The organism is Flavobacterium sp. AK-301 (genome assembly GCF_058310215.1).
This window is the reverse complement of record NZ_JBZEES010000003.1, coordinates 13,304-34,687: the sequence shown is the minus strand read 5'-3', so window position 1 is coordinate 34,687 and position 21,384 is coordinate 13,304. Positions and strand designations below refer to the sequence as shown.

Sequence of the window (21,384 nt, the reverse complement as noted above, 5' to 3'; positions counted from 1 at the left end):
ATTTACCATTATGAAAAAAGTAATTTTAGTAGTATTTGCAATTACTACACAGTTTATTTCTGCTCAGGGAACGGTTACTAAAAATCTGGGAGACTTTGATAAAGTAAAAGTTTTTGACAGAATTTCAGTAACATTAATTCATTCCAACGAAAATAAAATTGAAATTTCAGGTGACAGAAGTCAGGAAGTAGAATTAGTAAACAAAAACGGTGATCTGAAAATCAGAATGCCTTTACAGAAATTACTGAAAGGAGAAGAACTAAGTGCAAAACTATACTTTAAATCTATTGATAATATCGAAGCAAGTGAAGGTTCTTCGGTTAGCTCCGATCATACTTTCAAAAGCATTTCTTTTGATGTAAATGCCAAAGAGGGAGCTCAGATCGATATCAATCTAAATGTGAATAAAGTAAATGTCAGAGCTAATTCCGGAGGTATTGTTACTCTTTCAGGAAAGGCAAAAACACAGGATATTGTAGTCACTTCGGGAGGTATTGTTAATGGAAAAAAACTGGAAACAACTCAAACTGCGGTAAGTGTAAATGCAGGAGGAAATGCAGATGTAAATGCCAGTGATCTGGTAGATGCTAAAACAAGAGCAGGGGGAACTGTTGTTATTTATGGCGATCCAAAACAAATAAATAAGAAAACAGTACTTGGCGGAACAATTAAAGAAGCTAATTAATTCCCTATTTTAAGTTATATTTGTAAAATACCTTATATATTTTACATTTATAATTTAGAAAATTACTATTATTTAAAATGATTGACGATATCCTAACCGGAATACCATTTGGCTTTTTACTGAGCTTCATGATAGGTCCGGTATTCTTTATACTGCTGGAAACAAGTGTTACTAAAGGATTCAGAGCTGCTCTGGTCTTTGATATTGGTGTTATACTTGGAGATGTGTTTTTTATTGCTGTTGCTTATTTCAGTAGCTATCGGTTAATACAAAGTATAAAAGATGAACCTGCTTTATTTATTTTTGGAGGTATTATTATGCTTGTTTATGGTATAATAACATTTATTAAATTAAGAAAAGTAAGTAAAAATATAGAAGAAGAAGCTGAAATCGAAATCATCAAAAAAAATTATCTGAGTCTATTTGCTAAAGGTTTTTTACTCAATTTTATAAACATAGGAGTATTAGGCTTCTGGTTAGCAATTATAATTACAATAGGACCTAAGCTGAATTTAGAAACTTCAAGAATGATTACTTTTTTTGTTTCGGTAATTATTACTTATCTAATAGTTGATATTGGAAAAATACTATTGGCAAAACAATTAAAAAGTAAATTAACTTTTTCAAATATTATAAAAGTAAAAAAAGTAATCAGTATAATCTTAATGATCTTTGGAATTGTCCTTATTTCACAGGGATTTATCCCTAAAGAAAAAGAACTGGTAAAATCCGCTTTGAAGAAAATTGAGAAAGAAAAATAATTTTCAGATATATTCATAAAAACAAAAAAGCATCCGTATAATACGGATGCTTTTTTTTGAGGCATCGAGCGGATTCGAACCGCTGTAGGAGCTTTTGCAGAGCCCAGCCTAGCCACTCGGCCACGACGCCATCATTGTAATGGATGGCAAATTTACATAATTATTCCTATTTTACAAGAAAAACAGAAAGTAAATTTTAGTTTAAAAAAGACAAACGATTAAACGATTAAGTTTATATTTGACCAATATTTAATTTATCTATAGAAAAATGAAGAAGTTAACGTTTTTAAAACCCATTTTTAATTTTTTTGCCATTGGTTTACTAATTACCACATTAAGCAGAATTTTTCTTTTCTTTATGTTCAAAGAAAGAATAACGGAAACCCCTGATTACTGGTATATCTTTCCGATTGGTTTAAGAATGGATATTATTTTACTGTCTTATTTAGCTTTTCTTCCCACAGTACTAATTTTTTTAATTCCTGATAAATTTTTACAATACATTAAAAAGTTTTTTAGTTTTTATTTCATATTGTTTCTGTTCTTAATGTTGTTAATGGAATTATCAACACTTGACTTTATCAACCAGTATGATACCAGACCGAATCGTTTATTCTTAGATTATCTTATTTATCCGAAGGAAGTTGCAGGTACACTTTTTAAGAGTTATTTACCCTCTATAATTATTACCTGTGTTATATTGGCTGCTGCTTTGTTTTTTGCCTTTAAAAAGGCTCCAAAGTTGTTTTATCCTTCTTTTGCTCCTTACAGAACTAAACTGCTTTTATTTCCTGTTGCTGCTTTTCTTCTGTTTTTTGGAGCGCGTTCCAGTTTAACTTCAAAACGTCCTATTAACGCAAGTAATGCTGTTTTCTCAATGGATCAGCTAACGAATTCATTAGGCCTAAATTCTTTGTATACTGTAGGTTTTGCTGCTTATTCTCTGAAAAATGAAGGAGATGCCGGTAAAATGTACGGTAAAATGGACCCTGAAGAAGCAATAACAAGAGTTAAAAAATATATGACTGCTAAGGAAGCTGACTTTACTGATCCGGAACTTCCTTTATTACATACGCAAAATCCAGACAGCTTACAGAAAAGACCCTATAATCTTGTGATCTTTTTACAGGAAAGTTTAGGAGCAGAGTATGTAGGTAGTTTAGGTGGTTTACCGTTAACACCTGAATTTGACAAACTAACGAAAGAAGGGCTTCTGTTTACAAATTTATATTGTACCGGTACAAGAAGTGTTAGAGGAATAGAAGCAGTCGTTACAGGATTTTTACCTTCTCCTTCAGAAAGTGTAGTGAAGTTGAGCAATTCTCAAACCGGATTTTTCACCTTAGCTGATCTTTTAAAAAGACAGGGCTATGAAACCAGTTTTATCTATGGTGGTATGGCAAACTTTGATAATATGGCTTCTTTCTTCAATGGAAATGGTTTTGAAGATATTGTAGATGAAGAAGATTTTAAAGGAGATAAAACTGCCTTTCACGGTACATGGGGTTATTCTGATGAAGATCTTGTGGTTAAAGCAAATAATTATTTCAAAGCAAAAGGGGATAAACCTTTCTTTTCCATGATGTTCTCTACTTCTAATCACGAACCTTTTGAGTTCCCTGACGGAAGAATAGAATTATATGACAAACAAAAAAACACAGTTAATAATGCAATGAAATATGCCGATTTCTCTATTGGGAAATTCTTTGAACTGGCAAAAAAAGAAGACTACTTTAAAAACACTATTTTTATTGTAATTGCAGATCATAACACGCGTACTTACGGAAAACATCTGGTGCCTATTCATAAATTCCATATTCCTGCATTAATAATAGGTCCTACGGTTCCAAAAGGAGCTAAATATGATAAACTAAGCAGTCAGATCGATATACCGCCTACGCTGCTTAATATGATCGGTATGAAGGTAAATACTCCTATGCCGGGAAGAAATCTTTCTCAACTTCCGGAAACAACAGAAGGAAGAGCCATTATGCAGTTTCATGATATTAATGCATTCAGAGTAGGGGATCAGGTTGTTATCATGCAACCAAATAAGGAGCCTTTACAATTTCACATTCAAAACGATACTATATTAACCCCGGTAAAATTAGATCCTGAATTAGCAAAAGATGCACTGGGACATGTTACATCTGCTTCTTACTTATATAAAGAAAGAAAATACAGATTACTGGAGAAAAAATAATATTCAACTTAGATAAAAGAGGAAAGAATCAAGAAGAAAGAGATTTCTGTTGAATGTCAAATCATCTAATAATAAAAAAGAGAGGCAGTTTCATTTTAAACTACCTCTCTTTTTATTTTCTCTTCTCTTTTAATTGAACGGTAACTAATTCTACATCGCCACCAATGGGAGGATTGAGTTTTGAAACGGATAGAATAATTTTTTTAATTGCCGGTAATTCTCTGAATATTCGGTCAATAATTCTCTGAGCTACGTGTTCCAATAATTTAGAACGAATTGCCATTTCTTCTTCTACTATTTTATTTAGATCAACATAACTTACGGTATCGTATAAGTCATCTGTTTTGGTTGATTTTTTAAAATTGGTTTTTACCTCAAGATCAACAGAATAATTTGATCCTATCTTACCTTCTTCTATTAAACATCCGTGATATGAAAAGGTCCGAATGTTTTTTAGTATTATTATTCCCATAATGATTTGTTTCTTATTTTGATACTAAGATAACATAATTCGCAATCAATTTTAAAATAAACACTCGTTCATTTTAATAAAAAAAGCCAATACTTTCTTTATTAGGAATGTATTGGCTCTTCAATATTATTTTAAAATACTAATAGAAATACTCAGAGATAGTGGTGTCTCCTTCTTCTGTATCAATACTTTTAACAGGATATCCATCTGAATTATATTCAAATGTAGAAACAACAGTTACTTTATCCTCCCATTTTTCGGAAATTATATTATGTGCTATACCCTCAGTTTCTCCTTGAATAAAGGCAATTTTATCTAATCCTAAAACATTTTTCATTGGATTATTTTTAGTATCGTAAGTATAAATAATATTTACTCCATACGTTGAAGTAATTTCTGTAATTTCTCCATCAACAAAAGTTATCATTTCTGTTCCCTCAGCCTCCGTTTGCGTTTCATCATCTCCACTAAATATTGCTACTGAAATTGAACCATCTGTATTATAAGTATAAACTTCTTTAGAACCGTAATCTTTATAACCTGGTTTTATACTTATAAAAGTAATAAGCCTTTTATCAGCATCATATTCGTATGTATCCTGTTGATCTAATGTACCATCAGTATACATATATTCCGTTTTGCTAATTAAATCCCCTGTATATGTATAATAAATTGGCCCATTATCATGATCAATACTCACTAATTTATTTCCATTGTATTCGTATTTTGTTGTTTTTGTTTTTCCTTTTGAATCAGTTGTAACAATCTTTTTCAATAATACCACACCAGTTGAAGGAATTAAAGGAGTTGAGGGAGAATCATCTTTTGAATCAGAAACTAATAAATCTGATGAAGAATCATCACTAGAAGAACAGGAACCTAACACTAAAGTCAATACAGTAAAAAGGCATAAAAAAATTTTCATTTTTTTAATTTAAATATTAATAATTTGTGCGAAAATACTTAAATAAAACTTAAAATTATTCTTATCCAGAAAAAAGAAGGTATTAAATAACAGTAAAAGACTAATTTAGAAACAGTACAAAATAGTATTATTTATAAATAATTAAAACCAATAGATTAAAAATATAATTAGACTACTGGTTTATATAAATATCTTTTTGTTTTTATTTATTAATTGTTTTCATTTTTCTAAAACATTTTTAAATGTAAAAGACTTCTTTCCTGTTCTTTATTTTCTACTTTAAAGCTGTTATTTTTTTGGTAACTTTACGCCCTTAATTTAAGATCATGTCAACAGAAGAAAAATCACTTAATTTCATTGAACAAATCATTGAAGAAGATATCAAAAACGGCTTTTCAAAAGAAAAGTTACGCTTTCGATTTCCTCCGGAACCCAATGGTTACTTACATATTGGTCATGCCAAATCCATTTGTCTGAATTTTGGTTTAGGATTGCGCTATAATGCACCTGTAAACTTACGTTTTGACGATACGAATCCTGCAAAGGAAGAACAGGAGTATGTAGATGCTATTAAACAGGATATCCAGTGGTTAGGTTTTGAATGGGAACAGGAATGTTATGCTTCTGATTATTTTCAGCAATTATATGATTGGGCAATTGAGTTGATTCATAAAGGGAAAGCTTATGTAGACAGTCAGTCTTCTGAGGATATGGCAAAACAAAAGGGAACTCCTACACAACCGGGAACGGACAGCCCTTTCAGAAATCGTTCTGTAGCAGAAAATCTGGCATTATTTGAAGCAATGAAAAACGGTGATTTTCCGGAAGGAGAACACGTTTTACGTGCTAGAATAGATATGAAATCTACTAATATGCTGATGCGTGATCCTATCATTTATCGTGTATTACACCGTGCACACCACAGAACGGGTACAGACTGGAAAATCTATCCGATGTATGACTGGACGCATGGCGAAAGTGATTATTTAGAACAAATATCTCACTCTGTATGTACACTGGAATTCGTGATGCACAGAGAATTATATGACTGGTTTCTGGATCAGATTTATAATACCAACAAAGTCAGACCAAAACAAAGAGAATTTGCTCGTCTGAACCTAAATTATACGGTAATGAGCAAACGTAAATTGCTACAAATCGTTCAGGAAGGTATTGTAAAAGGCTGGGATGATCCGAGAATGCCAACTATTTCCGGTCTGAGAAGACGAGGATATACGCCGGCTTCTATCCGAAAATTTTCGGAAACAATTGGAATAGCAAAACGCGAAAACGTAATTGATGTTTCTTTACTAGAATTCTGTATCCGTGAAGATCTGAATAAAACAGCGCCTCGTATCATGGCGGTTTTGGATCCTGTAAAAGTAGTGATTACGAATTATCCGGAAGGAAAGGAAGAATGGCTGGAAGCAGAAAACAATCAGGAAGATGAAAGCGCCGGATTCAGAAAAGTACCTTTTTCCAGAGAAATCTATATTGAAAAAGAAGACTTTAAGGAAGAAGCAAATAACAAATTCTTTCGATTAACTTTAGGGAAAGAAGTTCGTTTAAAGAATGCTTATATTATTAAAGGAGAAAGTGTTATAAAAGATACTGAAGGCAATATTACAGAAATTCACTGTACGTATGATCCGGACAGTCGAAGCGGAAGCGGAACGGAAGCAAGTCAGAGAAAAGTAAAAGGAACTTTGCATTGGGTTTCTATTGCTCATGCAATTCCGGCAGAGGTTCGTGTTTATGATCGTTTATTTTCTAATGAAAATCCTGACAGTGATAAAGAAATAGATTTTAAAACTTTTTTAAATCCAAATTCTTTAGAAATCACTACCGGTTATTTAGAACCAAGTTTAAAAGAAGCAAAACCGGGAGAACGTTTCCAGTTTCAGCGCTTAGGTTATTTCTGTGTCGATAATGATTCTGCTACAGAAAAGCTGGTTTTTAATAAAACGGTAGGATTAAAAGATTCCTGGTCCAAAACAGAAAATAAAAAATAAATTAAAAGCCTCTATTGAGGCTTTTAATAATTATAGATTTAATCTATTTTAAATAATTTTACATTTGTTTTAACTATTAAAATTAGATTAAAATAAGTCGTTTTAAGGCTAAAAAAATAAAATAATATATTAGTTGTTCATTCTATTTTTATTTCATTAAATAAGATACCTTAAAATAATTATTAAAATAAAAACAAAACACTTTAACTGGTTGTTAACGTTATTTTGTTGATAAAAAATTGTACCTTTAATACTATAAACTAAAAACTATAATAGCATGTCAAATAAATCAGTAAACACAGTATTAGCAATTTTAGCAGGAGCGGCGATCGGAGCAACCGTAGGAATTTTGTTCGCACCGGATAAAGGTTCAAAAACCAGAAAAAAAATAAAACATGGTATTGATGATTCTGCAGATAAAGTAAAAGATAAATTTGGTGATTTAACAGATACTTTAAAATCAAAAGCTGCTAAAGCTAAAAAAGATCTGGAAGCTACTTTCAACGATTTGGTAACTAATGTTGATAATAAAACCGAAGATGTTATTTTAACTTTAGAAAAAAAGTTAGATGAGCTTAAAAAACAAAGCTCAAAAATTCAATAATAAAATAGCTAATTTATGGCTTTTGAAAAAATAAAAGAAAATGCCCAGGATTTACAAGATCACACTAAAGAGTATATAGATAATACCATTTCGTATTATAAATTATGGTCTTTTAAAGTAATCATGAAATCGACAACATTACTACTTAAAATATTTTTGTTAAGTGTTCTGTTGGCTATGGCTATGATATTCTTTTCAATTGCTGCAGCTCTGGCAATTGGATATGGTCTTCGTAATTTTGCACTTGGTTTTCTTATAGTAGGTCTTTTCTATCTTCTCATTTGTATTATTATCTATTTTATTAAAGATAAGATTGTTGAAGGACCATTACTTGAAAAATTTTCTGACTTCTTTTTTAATGATTAAAAATATGGGAAAACAAAAATACAGATCCTACAGCCAGATCGATCGGGATTTGGAAATCTTAAAACTGGAACAGGAAATCAGTTACCAAAAAATAGTACAAAGTGTTCAGGATACTAAAGAAAGTCTTGAACCTAAAAATTTACTGGGAGCCGTTCCAAAAGCTGCTTTGAGCCTTTTAGGAAGGTTATCCGGTCCAATAAAAAATGTTGCTCTTTCTGTTCTTTTAAAAAGATTTTTTAAATAAAAACAGAGATAGTGTATAAAAGAGAGATAATTCTAAATGAATCATCTCTCTTTTTATTTTAAAAAAAGAAGAATCTAATGATACCTATTTTATAATTTTATCCTTTATAAAAAAATTCTTATATAAATAAACTAAACTCATGCACAAATTTAAAAAAACATTTTTAGCGGTATTTCTACCTTTTACTTTACTCTCACAAGCGCAGGTAGAAAGACCAAAACTGGTTGTCGGTATAATAGTAGACCAAATGCGAATGGAATATCTTTACCGATATAATCCTTATTTTACCGAAAACGGATTTAAAAAATTAATGAATGAAGGTTTTGTATATACTAATATGCATTACAATTATGTACCTACGCATACTGCCCCGGGACATGCTTCTATCTATACGGGAACTACTCCGGTAAATCACGGAATAATGGGTAATTCATGGTTTAACAGAAGTACTAATAAAAAAATGTACTGTACAGATGATATCAATGTAACTTCATTAGGAAATCCTGATAAAGAAGAAGAAGGTATAATGTCGCCTAAAAACTTACAAGCGACTACGGTAACGGATGAACTAAAACTTGCCACTAATTTCAGAGGAAAAGTGTATAGTGTCAGTATGAAAGACAGAGGTGCTATTCTTCCGGCAGGACATTTTGCCAACAGAGCGTATTGGCTTTCTGATAACGGTAATTTTATTTCAAGTACTTTTTACGGAAAGGATTTCCCACAATGGGTAACCAATTATAATAAGGATAAAAAGTATATGAAATATATCAATCAGGGCTGGAAATTATATAAAGATGAATCCTTCTACAAAGAAAGTCTAAAAGATGATAATCCGTATGAAACAATGTCTTTTAACAAGGATAAAAAAGCCATTTTTCCTTATGATTTGAAAACAGCCTATAAAAAGGATGGTTTCAAAATTGTAAAATCAACTCCTTTTACCAGTGATATTGTTGCTGATTTTGCAAAAGAGTTAGTAGTAAAAGAAAATTTAGGACAGGATGAAGATACTGACTTTTTAGCAATTAGCTTTTCTGCTACAGACGCTGTGTCTCACAGCACTTCTCCTCGTTCTATGGAAACACAGGATACCTACCTGAGATTAGATCAGACTCTTGCTGATTTACTTTCTTTCCTGGATCAGAAAGTAGGTAAAGATAATTATCTAGTATTCTTAACTGCAGATCATTCAGGAGCTGAAAATCCTCTGTATTTAAATGATAAAGGTTATGATGTCTCTTCATTAAAAGGAAGAGAAACAGAAAAACAACTGAAAGATTTTTCAGTTCAGACTTTTGGAGAAGATTTCATAGAAACCTATTCTACCCAAAATGTATATTTAAAAGAAGAAGCTATACAAAAATCAGGTAAAAACAGATCTGAAATAATTACAAAACTGGTAAATTATATAGAAAGTTTTCCTTCTGTAAAAAGAGCTTATACTGAAGAACAGATACTAAATACTTCTCCAACGGACGAACATGCTTCTATGATCTTTAGAGGGTATGATAAAACTCAAAACGGACAAATTTATGTACTTCTAAAACCAGCTTATATGTATTTTATGAAAGAAGGAACTACACATGGCTCTAGTTATACGTATGATACCCATGTACCGGGAATATTCTATGGATGGAAAATTACTAAAGGAATTAGTCATAAAAAAACATATATTACTGAAATAGCACCTACTATTTCTCAAAAAATAAGTATTACTTTTCCTAACTCGACTTCTGCTGAAGTTTTGACAGAAGTTCTGAATTAGAAATAAAAATTATATTTATAAAAAAAGGGTCCGTCTAAAACATTTTAGACGGACCCTTTTTTTATTTTCTATTTTGATATTAAATATCTTCAGTAGTATTTTCTTCATCGAGAGGTTTATAATCATAACCTTCTTCTTTTTTTGAATCTAGTTTCTTTTTTGATCCTCTTTTCATTGCTTCTCCTACTTGATTAGAAGCTGTGAACGAAGCCACCATGTTGTTTAACATATCACTTCCTGCCTGTGGAGAGTTGGGAAGTAAAATAAGGTTAGAATTATTATCTGCTCCGATTGCCTGTAATGTATCATAATGTTGTGTTACAACAATTAATGCAGAGGCTTCCTGAGAGTTAATACCCACTTTATTCAGTACATCAACACTTTCTACCAGACCACGTGCAATCTCACGTCTCTGATCGGCAATACCCTGTCCTTGTAAACGTTTACTTTCTGCTTCTGCTTTTGCTTTTGCAACAATACGAATACGGCTTGCTTCTGCTTCATATTCAGCCGCTGTTTTCTCTCTGTCGGCAGCATTAATTCTGTTCATTGCATTTTTTACCTGAATATCCGGATCAATATCTGTAATCAGTGTATTAATAATATCATAACCGTAAGTCGTCATTGCTTCGTTCAATTCACGTTTTACAGCAATAGCAACATCGTCTTTTCTTTCAAAAACATCATCCAGTTTTAATTTAGGAACTTCTGCACGAACTACGTCAAAAACGTAAGAAGTAATCTGATCGTGTGCATATTCTAATCTATAAAAAGCATCATAAGCTTTATCTTTTATTACCATGAACTGAACGGATACTTTCATTTTAACAAATACGTTGTCTTTCGTTTTGGTTTCAATGATAACATCCAATTGCTGAATTTTAAGATTTATTTTTCCTGCAATTTTATCTACTACAGGAATTTTTAACTGTAATCCGGAATGACGGATACTGTGAAATTTTCCAAAACGCTCTATAATAGCAGTAGTCTGTTGTTTTACCGTAAAAAAGGATGACAGAAAAAGAAATAATCCAAAAAACAGGATTACAAATAAAGGTATATTCATAATTTAAATATTTAAATAATTTGTTTATTCTGTCAAGGTACAACTATTTTTTTCAATAAAAAAAACCAGTTTAACGAATTAAAACCGGTTTTATACTGATATATAATACTATTATTTATAAAAATATTCTATTTTAAAGCAATAACAGCATTTTTTACTCTTTTTATTGTTTCTTGTTTTCCTATCATTTCAATGATATCAAACAGATGAGGACCTTTTAAAGCTCCTACTAAACTCAATCGAAAAGGTTGCATTACTTTACCCATTCCAATTTCATTTTTTGTTAACCATTCTTTGACAACTGTTTCTATATTAGGAGAACTGAAATCTGTAATAGGATCCAGTACCTGAATTAGCTGTTCCATTAATTGGGCTGTTTCCGGCTTCCAGTTTTTCGCTGCTTTTTCATCATAAGAAGTTGGAGCTTCAAAAAAGAAGTCACTTAATTCCCATAAATCACTTGCAAATGAAGCACGTTCTTTTACTAAAGAAACTACTCTGGAAACATAGTCCTGTGAAACAGAAAATCCTTTTTCAGTAAGAACCGGTAGAAATTCAGCAGCTAATACAACATCATTTTGTTTTATCAGATATTGATGATTGAACCATTTATTTTTTTCCGGATCAAATTTAGCACCTGCTTTATGTACTCTGTTCAGATCAAACCCCTGTACCAGTTCTTCCAGAGAAAATAATTCTTTTTCTGTTCCGTCATTCCATCCTAATAAGGCAAGAAAATTAACAACTGCTTCCGGAAAAAATCCTTTTTCTCTGTATCCTGATGATTTTTCACCTGTTACCGGATCAATCCAATCTAATGGAAATACGGGAAATCCTAATTTATCTCCGTCACGTTTAGATAGTTTACCATTACCAATCGGTTTTAATATCAACGGTAAATGGGCAAACTCAGGAGCTTCCCATCCAAATGCTTTGTATAACAATTCATGCAGCGGGAGGGAAGGCAACCATTCTTCTCCACGGATTACGTGGGAGGTTTCCATTAAATGATCGTCTACTATATTTGCCAGATGATACGTTGGCATTCCATCTCCTTTAAATAATACTTTATCATCCAGTAAATCCGTTTCAAACTTAATATCACCACGAATTATATCTTTTAAATGTAAAGTTTCTCCAACCGGAGTTTTAAAACGAATTACATGTTCTTCTCCATTTGTAATACGTTCTGCTACTTTAGCAGCAGTATTAGTAAGAGAATTATCAAGCTGTTCACGAACGGTATGATTATAAATAAATGTTTTACCTTGTTCTTCTGCGTTTTTTCTTAATTGATCTAAATCCTCCGCTGTATCAAAAGCATAATATGCCCAACCGGAATGAATCAGCTGATCTGCATATTCTTTATATAAAGGTTTACGATCACTTTGACGATAGGGTCCGAATTTTTCATTTTTACCTATTGTTTCATCCGGAGAAATTCCTAACCATTCCAATGCTTCCATGATATAACTTTCTGCTCCGGCAACATAACGATTCTGATCTGTATCTTCTATACGTATATAAAAGGTACCTCCATGTTTTTTAGCAAATAAATAATTAAATAAAGCAGTTCTTACTCCACCAATATGTAATGGTCCTGTTGGACTGGGTGCAAAACGCACACGTACTTTCTTTGTCATAATAGTTTAAAAATAAAGTGCAAAGATACAATTCCATGTGGCATTGTTCTATATATTTGACCTATTTAAAAGGATATTATTTTGTTTACAGTTAATACTTTAGAAGTGAAATGTTTTTTGTAAAATGTGAGATGATGAATACTGTAAATTGATACTATCTTATCTGTAACTGCTTGTAAACCAACAAAAAGAATCAATGTTAATTCAATTTTACAATTACTTGACAGTAAGCTAATTATGAGTTAACATAGACTGTTGATAACTTTGGATAGATTAGCATAACTGTTTTTGTATTGTATCTTAATTTTCACTAATCCAAAATCAGATTGAATTAAACAAATTTAGTTTGGACTTTTTCTCGAATAGTTATCAATATAAAAAAATAGTTTATTAACAGAAATTAACAAGAGTACTTATTAATAATTTCAATATAAAATAGCTTATCAACCGTTGTTAATAACCTTTTAAAAAGGATTGATTCTAATGCATTTACAGTAAAAAGATATTGTTAATTACTGTGCATAACAAACTATAACCACAATTCTATCCTATAATAGATAAAGTTATAGCCACTATTAACAAGCTATAATAACAACCATTTAATTAAATTTAAAATTCTTTTTTTATTGTTGTATTTAATATATGTTGACAACTTGTAAAAAAGTATTCAGTTACAGTTTACAGTTTACAGTTTACAAAATTGCTTTATGATATTTTAGAGCAAAGAATCAAGAGGCAAGAAGAAAGAGATATACCAGTAGAGATGCGTTTTAACGTTACTATTTACGATATTTTCATATATGGTTATTCTAACATGTTTTTTTAAAAGATATACGATATCTTAATGAGGAAAGAATATTATTTAAAATATTAAGTTTTCAGTTTTTAATATAATTTTGAAATTAGATGTCTCATTTCACATTTTACAAAAAACATTTTACAACTATAAACTGTAATTATAAATTATCAACTATATTGAATACTTCAATATTTTGTAGTAGTGTCCGTTTATTTTTATTTATTGAAATCTCAGGGACTTTGTTTTTCTGATTTTAGAATTATCAATTATCAACTGGAAGCTATCAATTATTCCTATTTTAGTGGGTTTATAATCGTCATTTAAAATTTAAAAAACGATTTAAAAATTTTAGTTGTAATTTTATCCGTTATAATAGATTTTGTAAGTAGTGGAAAAGACTAATTTGATATATGAAAAGCTGGAAAGCTTTATAAGAAAGTATTATATGAATAAATTGATAAAGGGATTAATCTTCTTTATTGGTTTAGGATTGCTTTATTTTTTATTTACATTGCTTGTAGAATATTTTTTATGGCTTTCTCCATTAGGAAGAACTATTTTGTTTTGGGTATTTGTTTTGGTTGAAGTATTGCTTTTATTTCGTTTTATACTTTTTCCTCTTTTCAAATTATTAAAATTACAAAATGGGATAGACTATAAAGAAGCTTCTGCTATTATTGGAAATCATTTTTCTGAAGTAAGTGATAAGCTTACTAATTTTTTACAACTTTCCGGTACTACTAATTCATCTGAATTAGTAGTAAAAGCTATTGAACAGAAAGCTAATTCTTTGCAACCGATACCTTTTAGCAGTGCTATAAATTTTAAAGGAAATATAAAATATTTACCTTGGTTAATTGTACCTATATTATTTTTTATGTTTTTCCTTATATCGGGTAACAGCGGAATGATAACTGAAAGTTTTGGAAGAGTAGTAAATTATAATAAACAGTTTTCTCCACCGGCTCCATTTGAATTTATTGTTCTGAATAAAAAACTGCAAACGGAACAAAATAAAGATTTTGTATTACAGGTAAAAACGGAAGGTAAGGTTATACCTGAAAATGTAATAATTTACATTGGTAAGGAAAGTTATTATCTTGAGAATACAAAGCCCGGTATTTTTGAATTTCATTTTACTAGACCTGCTACATCTGTTGTTTTTCATTTAGAAGCAAATAAAGTTTATTCTCCTGAATATGAATTATCTGTAGTAGAAGTTCCTACTATTGCTAATTTTGAGATGGAACTTATTTTTCCTAAATATTTGAATAAAAAAAGAGAAATTATTAGAGGAAACGGTAATGCTGTTGTTCCGGAAGGTACATTAGTGAAATGGAAAGTGGCAACGATTGCTACAAAACAAGTAGAATGGTCTGATTATACTAAAAATGTACCTTTTATTAAAGAGAATACTATTTTTTCTTTTACTAAAAATATCTTTCAAAATACGGATTATCAAATACTTACTTCTAATAATGAAGTAAAAAATTATGAAAAATTAAACTATCAGATCAATATTATAAAAGATCAGTTTCCTTCTATTACGGTGGCTGATGCACCTGATAGTTTGAGTCTTAATAGAAACATTGTACTAGGACAGGTTTCTGATGATTATGGATTGACGAAACTTCAGGTAGTTTATTATGCTAAGAATAGACCTGAAGTAATTATGAAAGGTATAATACCTATAAAAACTTCTGTTTTTGACCAATTTTATTATGTGTTTCCAGGTGATCTTAAAGTAGAGCAGGGTGTTTCTTATGATTATTATTTTGAAGTTTTTGATAATGATGCACTTCATAATTTTAAAAGTACAAAGTCTTCTATTTTTTCACATCGCGAAGCGACAGATGAGGAGCGTGAAGACCAAATATTACAGGATCAAAATAATAACATTAATAGCTTATCACAATCTATTAAAGAGCAGGACAAGCAGTTGAATGATCTTGATAAACTACAAAAGTTAGGGAAAGAGAAAAATAATCTTGAATTTAAGGATCAGCAAAAGATCAATGAGTTTATAAAACGTCAGAAGATACAGGACGAAATGATGAAATCTTTTTCAAAAAAGATGGAAGAAAATCTGGATCAATTCAAATCAGAAGAAAAGGATGAACTGAAAGAAAAATTAAAAGATCGTTTAAAGAATGCAGATAAAGAAATTGAGAAAAATAATAAGCTTTTAGATGAGTTGCAGGATCTGACGAATAAGATTAAAGAAGAAGAATTATTTGATAAAATAGAAAAGTTTAAGCAGAACAGTAAGAACCAGACTAAAAATTTAGAGCAGTTAGTAGAACTGACGAAGCGTTATTATGTTCAGAAAAAAGCAGAACAACTGGCTAATAAATTTGATAATTTAGCAAAGAAACAGGAAGAATTATCGAATAGTGAAAAGGAAAATACGGCTCAGAAGCAGGAGGAGATTAATAAAGAATTCAATAAACTTCAGGAAGATCTGAAAGATCTGAAAAAAGAAAATGAAGGATTAAAGAAACCAATGGATATTTCTTCTGATAAAAATAAGGAAAAAAGTATTGAAGATGATGTTCAGAAAGCATTGGATAATTTAAAAGAAGATAAAAAGGAAGCTGCTAAACCGAAGCAGAAAAGTGCTGCTAAAAAAATGAAGGAGTTAGGAAAGGAAATGAAAGAGGAAATGGAAGCAGCTGAAAGTGAAAAATTAGAAGAAGATGTAAAAATGTTACGTCAGATATTGGATAATCTTTTAGCATTTTCTTTCTCTCAGGAGGATCTTATGGTTCAGTTTAAAGGGATGAAGAGAGGTTCACCTTCTTATAATAAGAATTTAAAAGTACAGCAAAATCTAAAACAACAGTTTAAACATGTCGATGATAGTCTTTTTGCAATGTCATTACGTAATCCTTCTATTGATGAAATGATTACTAAAGAAGTGGGTGATGTACATTATAATCTGGATAAATCGATTGAAACTTTAGCAGATGCAATGATTTTAAAAGGAGTATCACATCAGCAATATACAACTTCATCAGCAAATAAACTTGCTGATTTTTTAAGTTCTATACTTAGTAATATGCAGGATCAGATGCAGATGCAAATGAATCCTAAACCTGGTGATAAGGAAGGAATGCAATTACCAGATATTATTAAAAAACAACAGGGACTGGGTGAAAAAATGAAGGATCAAATGCAGAAAGGTAAAGAAAAAGGGGATGGTCAGTCTGAAGGAAAAGGTAAAGATGGTAAAGATGGTGAGAAAGGAGAAGGAGAGGCTAAGGCTTTATTTGAAATTTATAAAGAGCAACAGCGTTTAAAAGAGGCATTACAAAAGGCTTTAGAAAAGGAAGGTTTAGGAAGGAATGGAAAGCAGGCTTTGGATAAGATGAAAGAAATTGAAAAGGATCTGCTTAACAAAGGATTTAAAAATGAAACCATTCAGAAGATGATTAATCTAAATCATGAGCTTTTGAAACTGGATAATGCGATGCGTGAACAGGGAGAAGATCGTAAGCGTCAGTCTAAAACAAATGATAAAGAATACAATAATCTTAACAAAACTTTACCGATTGAATTACAAGAATATTTAAACAGTATAGAAATATTAAATAGACAAAGCTTACCTTTGCGCCCTAATTTCAATCAGAAAGTTCAACAGTATTTTAAAAAGGATGATTAGTTTTAATTACGAAACCGATTTTATATTAGACAATGAATCAGTATATACTGACTGGTTGTCTTCAGTTATTTTATCAGAAAATAAGAAAGAAGGAGATATCAATTATATCTTTTGTGATGATGATTATTTACATACTATTAATGTAGAATATCTAGATCATGATACTTTAACTGATATTATTAGTTTTGATTATTCAGTAGGAAATGAATTACATGGTGATATTTTTGTATCCGTTGAAAGGGTAGAGGATAATGCTAAGGATTTTGAGGTTTCCTTTGATGAAGAATTGAAACGTGTTCTGGCTCATGGTATCTTACATTATTGTGGATATAAAGATAAGTCAGAAGAAGATTCTCTATTGATGAGAAGTAAAGAAGATGAGAAGATAAATATGTTCCACGTGAAACAATAATTATCTTTCATTACTATTTTAATTAAATGTTCCACGTGAAACAATGAGTTTATTTCAAGACACATACGATGTAATCGTAGTTGGAGCCGGTCATGCCGGTTCCGAAGCTGCTGCTGCTGCTGCCAATATGGGATCGAAAGTTCTGTTGGTAACCATGAGTTTGCAAAACATTGCACAAATGTCCTGTAACCCCGCTATGGGAGGAATTGCAAAAGGACAAATTGTAAGAGAGATTGATGCACTGGGAGGATATTCTGGAATCATTTCGGATAGAACTGCTATTCAGTTTAAGATGTTGAATAAATCAAAAGGACCTGCAATGTGGAGTCCTCGTGTTCAGAGTGACCGTATGCGTTTTGCAGAAGAATGGAGACTAATGTTAGAGCGTACTCCGAATGTAGATTTTTATCAGGAAATGGTAAAAGGTATACTTACAGAGAATGGTAAAATAACAGGAATACGAACTGCACTAGGAATAGAGATTAAAGCAAAATCAGTTGTTCTTACAAATGGTACTTTTCTGAATGGACTAATTCATATTGGTGAAAAACAATTTGGAGGAGGAAGAGCAGGAGAAAGTGCTGCATTTGGAATTACCGAAGATTTAGTACAATTAGGCTTTGATTCCGGAAGAATGAAAACAGGAACGCCTCCAAGAGTGGATGGGCGTTCTTTAGATTATTCTAAAATGTTAGAACAACCGGGTGATTTAGTTCCGGGTAAATTTTCTTATTCAGATCTGACAAAACCTTTAGAAGTTCAAAAATCATGTTGGATGTCATATACTTCATTAGAAGTTCACAGTATATTGAGAGAAGGTTTTGATCGTTCACCAATGTTTAATGGAACAATAAAGAGTATAGGACCAAGATATTGTCCGTCTATTGAAGATAAAATAAATCGTTTTGCAGATAAAGAAAGACATCAGTTATTTATAGAACCGGAAGGATGGAATACTGTGGAGGTTTATGTAAATGGATTTTCTACTTCTCTTCCAGAAGATATTCAAATGAAAGCATTACGTTCTGTAGTAGGATTTGAAAAGGTAAAATTCTTTCGTCCTGGTTATGCAATCGAATATGATTATTTTCCGCCTACTCAGTTAAAACATACTCTGGAAACAAAATTGGTGGAAGGATTATATTTTGCTGGTCAGATTAATGGAACAACCGGATATGAAGAAGCAGCTTCACAAGGTTTGATGGCAGGAATTAATGCGCATTTAAAAGTACATGATAAAGCACCATTTATATTAAAAAGAAACGAAGCTTATATTGGAGTACTTATTGATGATTTGATTACAAAAGGAACAGAGGAACCTTATAGGATGTTTACTTCAAGAGCGGAATACAGAACTTTGCTTAGACAGGATAATGCTGATTTTAGATTGACACCAATGTCCCATGAAATAGGATTAGCTTCTGAAGAACGCTTGAGAAAGATGGAAAAAAAGAAAACTGAATCTGAATTGTTTGTAAAATTTTTTAAAGAAACAAGTGTAACAGTTTCTGAAACGAATCCTATATTAGAAGAAAAAGGTTCATCTCCAATTAATCAACCGGATAAAATGTTTAAAATATTTTCAAGACCTCAGATTGAAATTGAAGATATTTTAAAATTTGAAAAAGTAGCTAATTACATTTCAGAAAACGAATTAGATATGGAAGTAGTAGAGCAAGCTGAAATTGAAGTTAAATATTCAGGCTATATTGAGAAGGAGAAAAATAATGCAGATAAACTGAATAGATTAGAGGATATTAAAATTCCTGAGAATTTCGATTATGATAAAATAAAATCTTTGTCCTATGAGGCTAAAGAAAAATTTAAAAAGATCAGACCGGTTACTATTTCACAAGCTTCAAGAATAAGCGGAGTATCTCCAAGTGATGTTTCAGTATTATTAATTTATATGGGAAGATAAAATGTTTCACGTGGAACGAAGTTTGCGAAAGCACAGTATAAAAGGAACAATAACTATATTGTTTCTTTTTTTTGTTATTTATGGTTGTGGAATAAGTAGAGTAACAACTGTTATTTCAGATTATATTTTGATTCCTTCAAATGGTAAGAATGTAATAGGACGTGAAAATCTTACTGCATTTCTTTTTGAAAACAATCTAAAGAATCTTTCTATTGAACAGTTTTTAAATGAAAAATATAAATTTGATAATTATAAGACCAGAGAGTTTTGGGTAACTATAGAAGGAACTAAATTTTTTATCATGGTGTATGATAAAAATGAAACAGAAAAATATTTTGATTTATCTGCTTTCAGTTTAAAAAATATTGAACCAGATACAGTACGAATAGAAGGACAAAGTGAATTTATTGCAATATCTGTTATTGATGCTTATAACGAAGATTGCCTGGCAGATGATTCTCTTTATCAGAATATAGTCATAAATTATTTAAAAAAATTAAAAGACGAATATTATAATTACTAATGGATATTTCTAAAACTAAACATTTTATTACAGTAAAAGATTATTCTGTATCTGGTGAAACTTTTGAATTGTGTATTGATGAACAAATTGATTTATTAATTACTACTCCAAAACCAGAAGAAAAAGATCTGCCTCGTTATTATGAAAGCGAAGATTATATTTCTCATACAGATGGAAAAAGATCTTTATTTGAAAAAGCATATCATTTTGTTAAAAATATAGCTTTAAAAAACAAACTGAAATTAATAAATAAGGAACAACCTAAGCAGGGTAGGCTTTTAGATATTGGAGCAGGAACAGGTGATTTTCTGGTTTTAGCAAAAAAGAATAACTGGAATACAATTGGAATTGAACCCAGTGAAAAAGCAAAACAAATTGCAATTGATAAAGGAGTTCATTTTGTTTCCTCTATAAAAGAACTGGAAGATCATTCTTTTGATGTGATTACGATGTGGCATGTTCTGGAACATATTCCTAATTTAGAAGAGCAGATAACAGAATTAAAAAGAATACTAAAACCTTCCGGAACAATTATTATTGCTGTTCCTAATTTTAATTCTTTTGATGCTGATTATTATGGAAAATTCTGGGCAGCTTTTGACGTACCCAGACATCTATGGCATTTTTCTAAAAAAGCAATTAAAGTTCTTTTTTCTAGAGAAAGTTTAAATGTGATAAAAGTACTTCCTATGAAGTGGGATTCATTTTATGTGAGTTTACTTTCTGAAAAATATAAAACAGGAAAAATGAATTATTATAAAGCTTTTTATATTGGATGGACCTCAAATCGAAAGGCAAAGAGAAATAAAGAGTATTCTTCCCATATTTACGTGATAAATAACAGTAAAACTTAAAATAAAGCGTTTTAAAAGACTTTTGTATGTATTAATATAAATAGATATAAAAGAAAGAAAAAACTCCTTTAAAAAGGATCTAAAAGACCCTGTTTTTATAGTAATTAGCTATTGATAATAGTATTATTATAAAATTTTATTATGATAGACAGAATGTAATCTCACAGGTTTTTAAAACCTGTGAGATTTTTGTTTTTTTATAAAAATAGTCATTTATATTTTTTTAGGATAATATTAATTTAATACTATTTTTATTAGAACAGTATTTTAAAAATATAAATAAATAAATAAAACGTTTCACGTGGAACGAAGTTTGTTAAGTACTGTAGATTCAGAAGGTCGTATAAAAAATAAACTAAATAGTATTATTAAAACTAAATATTTTTTTAAAGCTTGTTGTATATTAAAAATATAAAGTTTATTAAAGAAAAGAGAAGTATTTTAAAGTGTAATTAAATGAGTTTA

Annotated in this window: 17 protein-coding genes and 1 tRNA gene; 13 read left to right on the top strand and 5 right to left on the bottom strand. The window is 30.5% G+C overall.

The genetic code is table 11. The features are described from left to right. Nucleotides 1–10 precede the first annotated feature (10 nt). Nucleotides 11–685, top strand: coding sequence for a head GIN domain-containing protein (locus tag AC4FQX_RS06005; RefSeq protein WP_491166774.1), 675 nt, complete (start codon nt 11–13; stop codon nt 683–685). A 77-nt stretch (nt 686–762) separates the two neighbouring features. Then, entirely contained in the window at nt 763–1,446 is a 684-nt protein-coding gene (locus tag AC4FQX_RS06000) for a LysE family translocator (RefSeq protein ID WP_491166773.1), read from the top strand. A 59-nt stretch (nt 1,447–1,505) separates the two neighbouring features. On the opposite strand, the gene AC4FQX_RS05995 is transcribed toward AC4FQX_RS06000, so the two are convergent. After that, nucleotides 1,506–1,576: transfer RNA gene (locus tag AC4FQX_RS05995), tRNA-Cys, on the bottom strand. 138 nt (nt 1,577–1,714) lie between these two features. On the opposite strand from AC4FQX_RS05995, the gene AC4FQX_RS05990 reads away from it, so the two are divergent. Then, nucleotides 1,715–3,649, top strand: coding sequence for an LTA synthase family protein (locus AC4FQX_RS05990; protein ID WP_491166772.1), 1,935 nt, complete (start codon nt 1,715–1,717; stop codon nt 3,647–3,649). A 112-nt stretch (nt 3,650–3,761) separates the two neighbouring features. Here AC4FQX_RS05990 and folB read toward each other — a convergent pair whose 3' ends face one another. Together folB and AC4FQX_RS05980 are read right to left on the bottom strand one after the other, a co-directional pair. Beyond that, nucleotides 3,762–4,121: a dihydroneopterin aldolase gene (gene folB, locus AC4FQX_RS05985; RefSeq protein WP_491166771.1), complete on the bottom strand. Its 360-nt coding sequence runs from the start codon at nt 4,119–4,121 to the stop codon at nt 3,762–3,764. A 139-nt stretch (nt 4,122–4,260) separates the two neighbouring features. Then, the gene (locus AC4FQX_RS05980; protein ID WP_491166770.1) at nt 4,261–5,046 is read right to left on the bottom strand and encodes a hypothetical protein; all 786 of its coding nucleotides are present in this window, start codon (nt 5,044–5,046) and stop codon (nt 4,261–4,263) included. A gap of 326 nt (nt 5,047–5,372) precedes the next feature. Between AC4FQX_RS05980 and AC4FQX_RS05975 the strand changes: the two genes are divergently transcribed. The 5 genes from AC4FQX_RS05975 to pafA all read left to right on the top strand — a co-directional run bounded on the left by AC4FQX_RS05975 (nt 5,373) and on the right by pafA (nt 10,040). Beyond that, nucleotides 5,373–7,058 carry a glutamine--tRNA ligase/YqeY domain fusion protein gene (locus AC4FQX_RS05975; RefSeq protein WP_491166769.1) on the top strand — a complete coding sequence of 562 codons (1,686 nt, stop codon included), beginning with the start codon at nt 5,373–5,375 and terminating at the stop codon, nt 7,056–7,058. Between the two features lie 277 nt (nt 7,059–7,335). Continuing rightward, on the top strand, nt 7,336–7,662 hold the full coding sequence (locus AC4FQX_RS05970; protein ID WP_491166768.1) for a YtxH domain-containing protein: 327 nt from the start codon (nt 7,336–7,338) through the stop codon (nt 7,660–7,662). Between the two features lie 15 nt (nt 7,663–7,677). Beyond that, nucleotides 7,678–8,028, top strand: coding sequence for a phage holin family protein (locus AC4FQX_RS05965; protein WP_491166767.1), 351 nt, complete (start codon nt 7,678–7,680; stop codon nt 8,026–8,028). 4 nt (nt 8,029–8,032) lie between these two features. Next, nucleotides 8,033–8,272, top strand: a complete 240-nt coding sequence (locus AC4FQX_RS05960) for a DUF6327 family protein (protein ID WP_491166766.1) — start codon at nt 8,033–8,035, stop codon at nt 8,270–8,272. A 139-nt stretch (nt 8,273–8,411) separates the two neighbouring features. Beyond that, nucleotides 8,412–10,040, top strand: a complete 1,629-nt coding sequence (gene pafA / locus AC4FQX_RS05955) for an alkaline phosphatase PafA (RefSeq protein ID WP_491166765.1) — start codon at nt 8,412–8,414, stop codon at nt 10,038–10,040. A gap of 79 nt (nt 10,041–10,119) precedes the next feature. Here pafA and AC4FQX_RS05950 read toward each other — a convergent pair whose 3' ends face one another. Next, entirely contained in the window at nt 10,120–11,106 is a 987-nt protein-coding gene (locus tag AC4FQX_RS05950; protein WP_491166764.1) for an SPFH domain-containing protein, read from the bottom strand. A 128-nt stretch (nt 11,107–11,234) separates the two neighbouring features. Continuing rightward, complete coding sequence (gene gltX / locus AC4FQX_RS05945; protein WP_491166763.1) at nt 11,235–12,749, bottom strand: glutamate--tRNA ligase; 1,515 nt, start codon at nt 12,747–12,749, stop codon at nt 11,235–11,237. A gap of 1,244 nt (nt 12,750–13,993) precedes the next feature. On the opposite strand from gltX, the gene AC4FQX_RS05940 reads away from it, so the two are divergent. Genes AC4FQX_RS05940 through AC4FQX_RS05920 form a run of 5 tightly spaced genes read left to right on the top strand, consistent with a single transcriptional unit; the run spans nt 13,994 to nt 20,919 of the window. Further along, nucleotides 13,994–17,209, top strand: coding sequence for a hypothetical protein (locus AC4FQX_RS05940; protein WP_491166762.1), 3,216 nt, complete (start codon nt 13,994–13,996; stop codon nt 17,207–17,209). Then, nucleotides 17,202–17,621, top strand: coding sequence for an rRNA maturation RNase YbeY (gene ybeY, locus AC4FQX_RS05935; RefSeq protein WP_491166761.1), 420 nt, complete (start codon nt 17,202–17,204; stop codon nt 17,619–17,621). Before AC4FQX_RS05940 ends, ybeY begins: the two co-directional genes overlap by 8 nt. Nucleotides 17,622–17,664: 43 nt before the next feature. Then, on the top strand, nt 17,665–19,542 hold the full coding sequence (gene mnmG / locus AC4FQX_RS05930; RefSeq protein ID WP_491166760.1) for a tRNA uridine-5-carboxymethylaminomethyl(34) synthesis enzyme MnmG: 1,878 nt from the start codon (nt 17,665–17,667) through the stop codon (nt 19,540–19,542). A 10-nt stretch (nt 19,543–19,552) separates the two neighbouring features. Beyond that, nucleotides 19,553–20,065 (top strand): hypothetical protein, encoded by a 513-nt coding sequence (locus AC4FQX_RS05925; RefSeq protein ID WP_491166759.1) that lies wholly within the window; start codon nt 19,553–19,555, stop codon nt 20,063–20,065. Further along, nucleotides 20,065–20,919 carry a class I SAM-dependent methyltransferase gene (locus AC4FQX_RS05920; RefSeq protein ID WP_491166758.1) on the top strand — a complete coding sequence of 285 codons (855 nt, stop codon included), beginning with the start codon at nt 20,065–20,067 and terminating at the stop codon, nt 20,917–20,919. Before AC4FQX_RS05925 ends, AC4FQX_RS05920 begins: the two co-directional genes overlap by 1 nt. Nucleotides 20,920–21,384 lie beyond the last annotated feature (465 nt).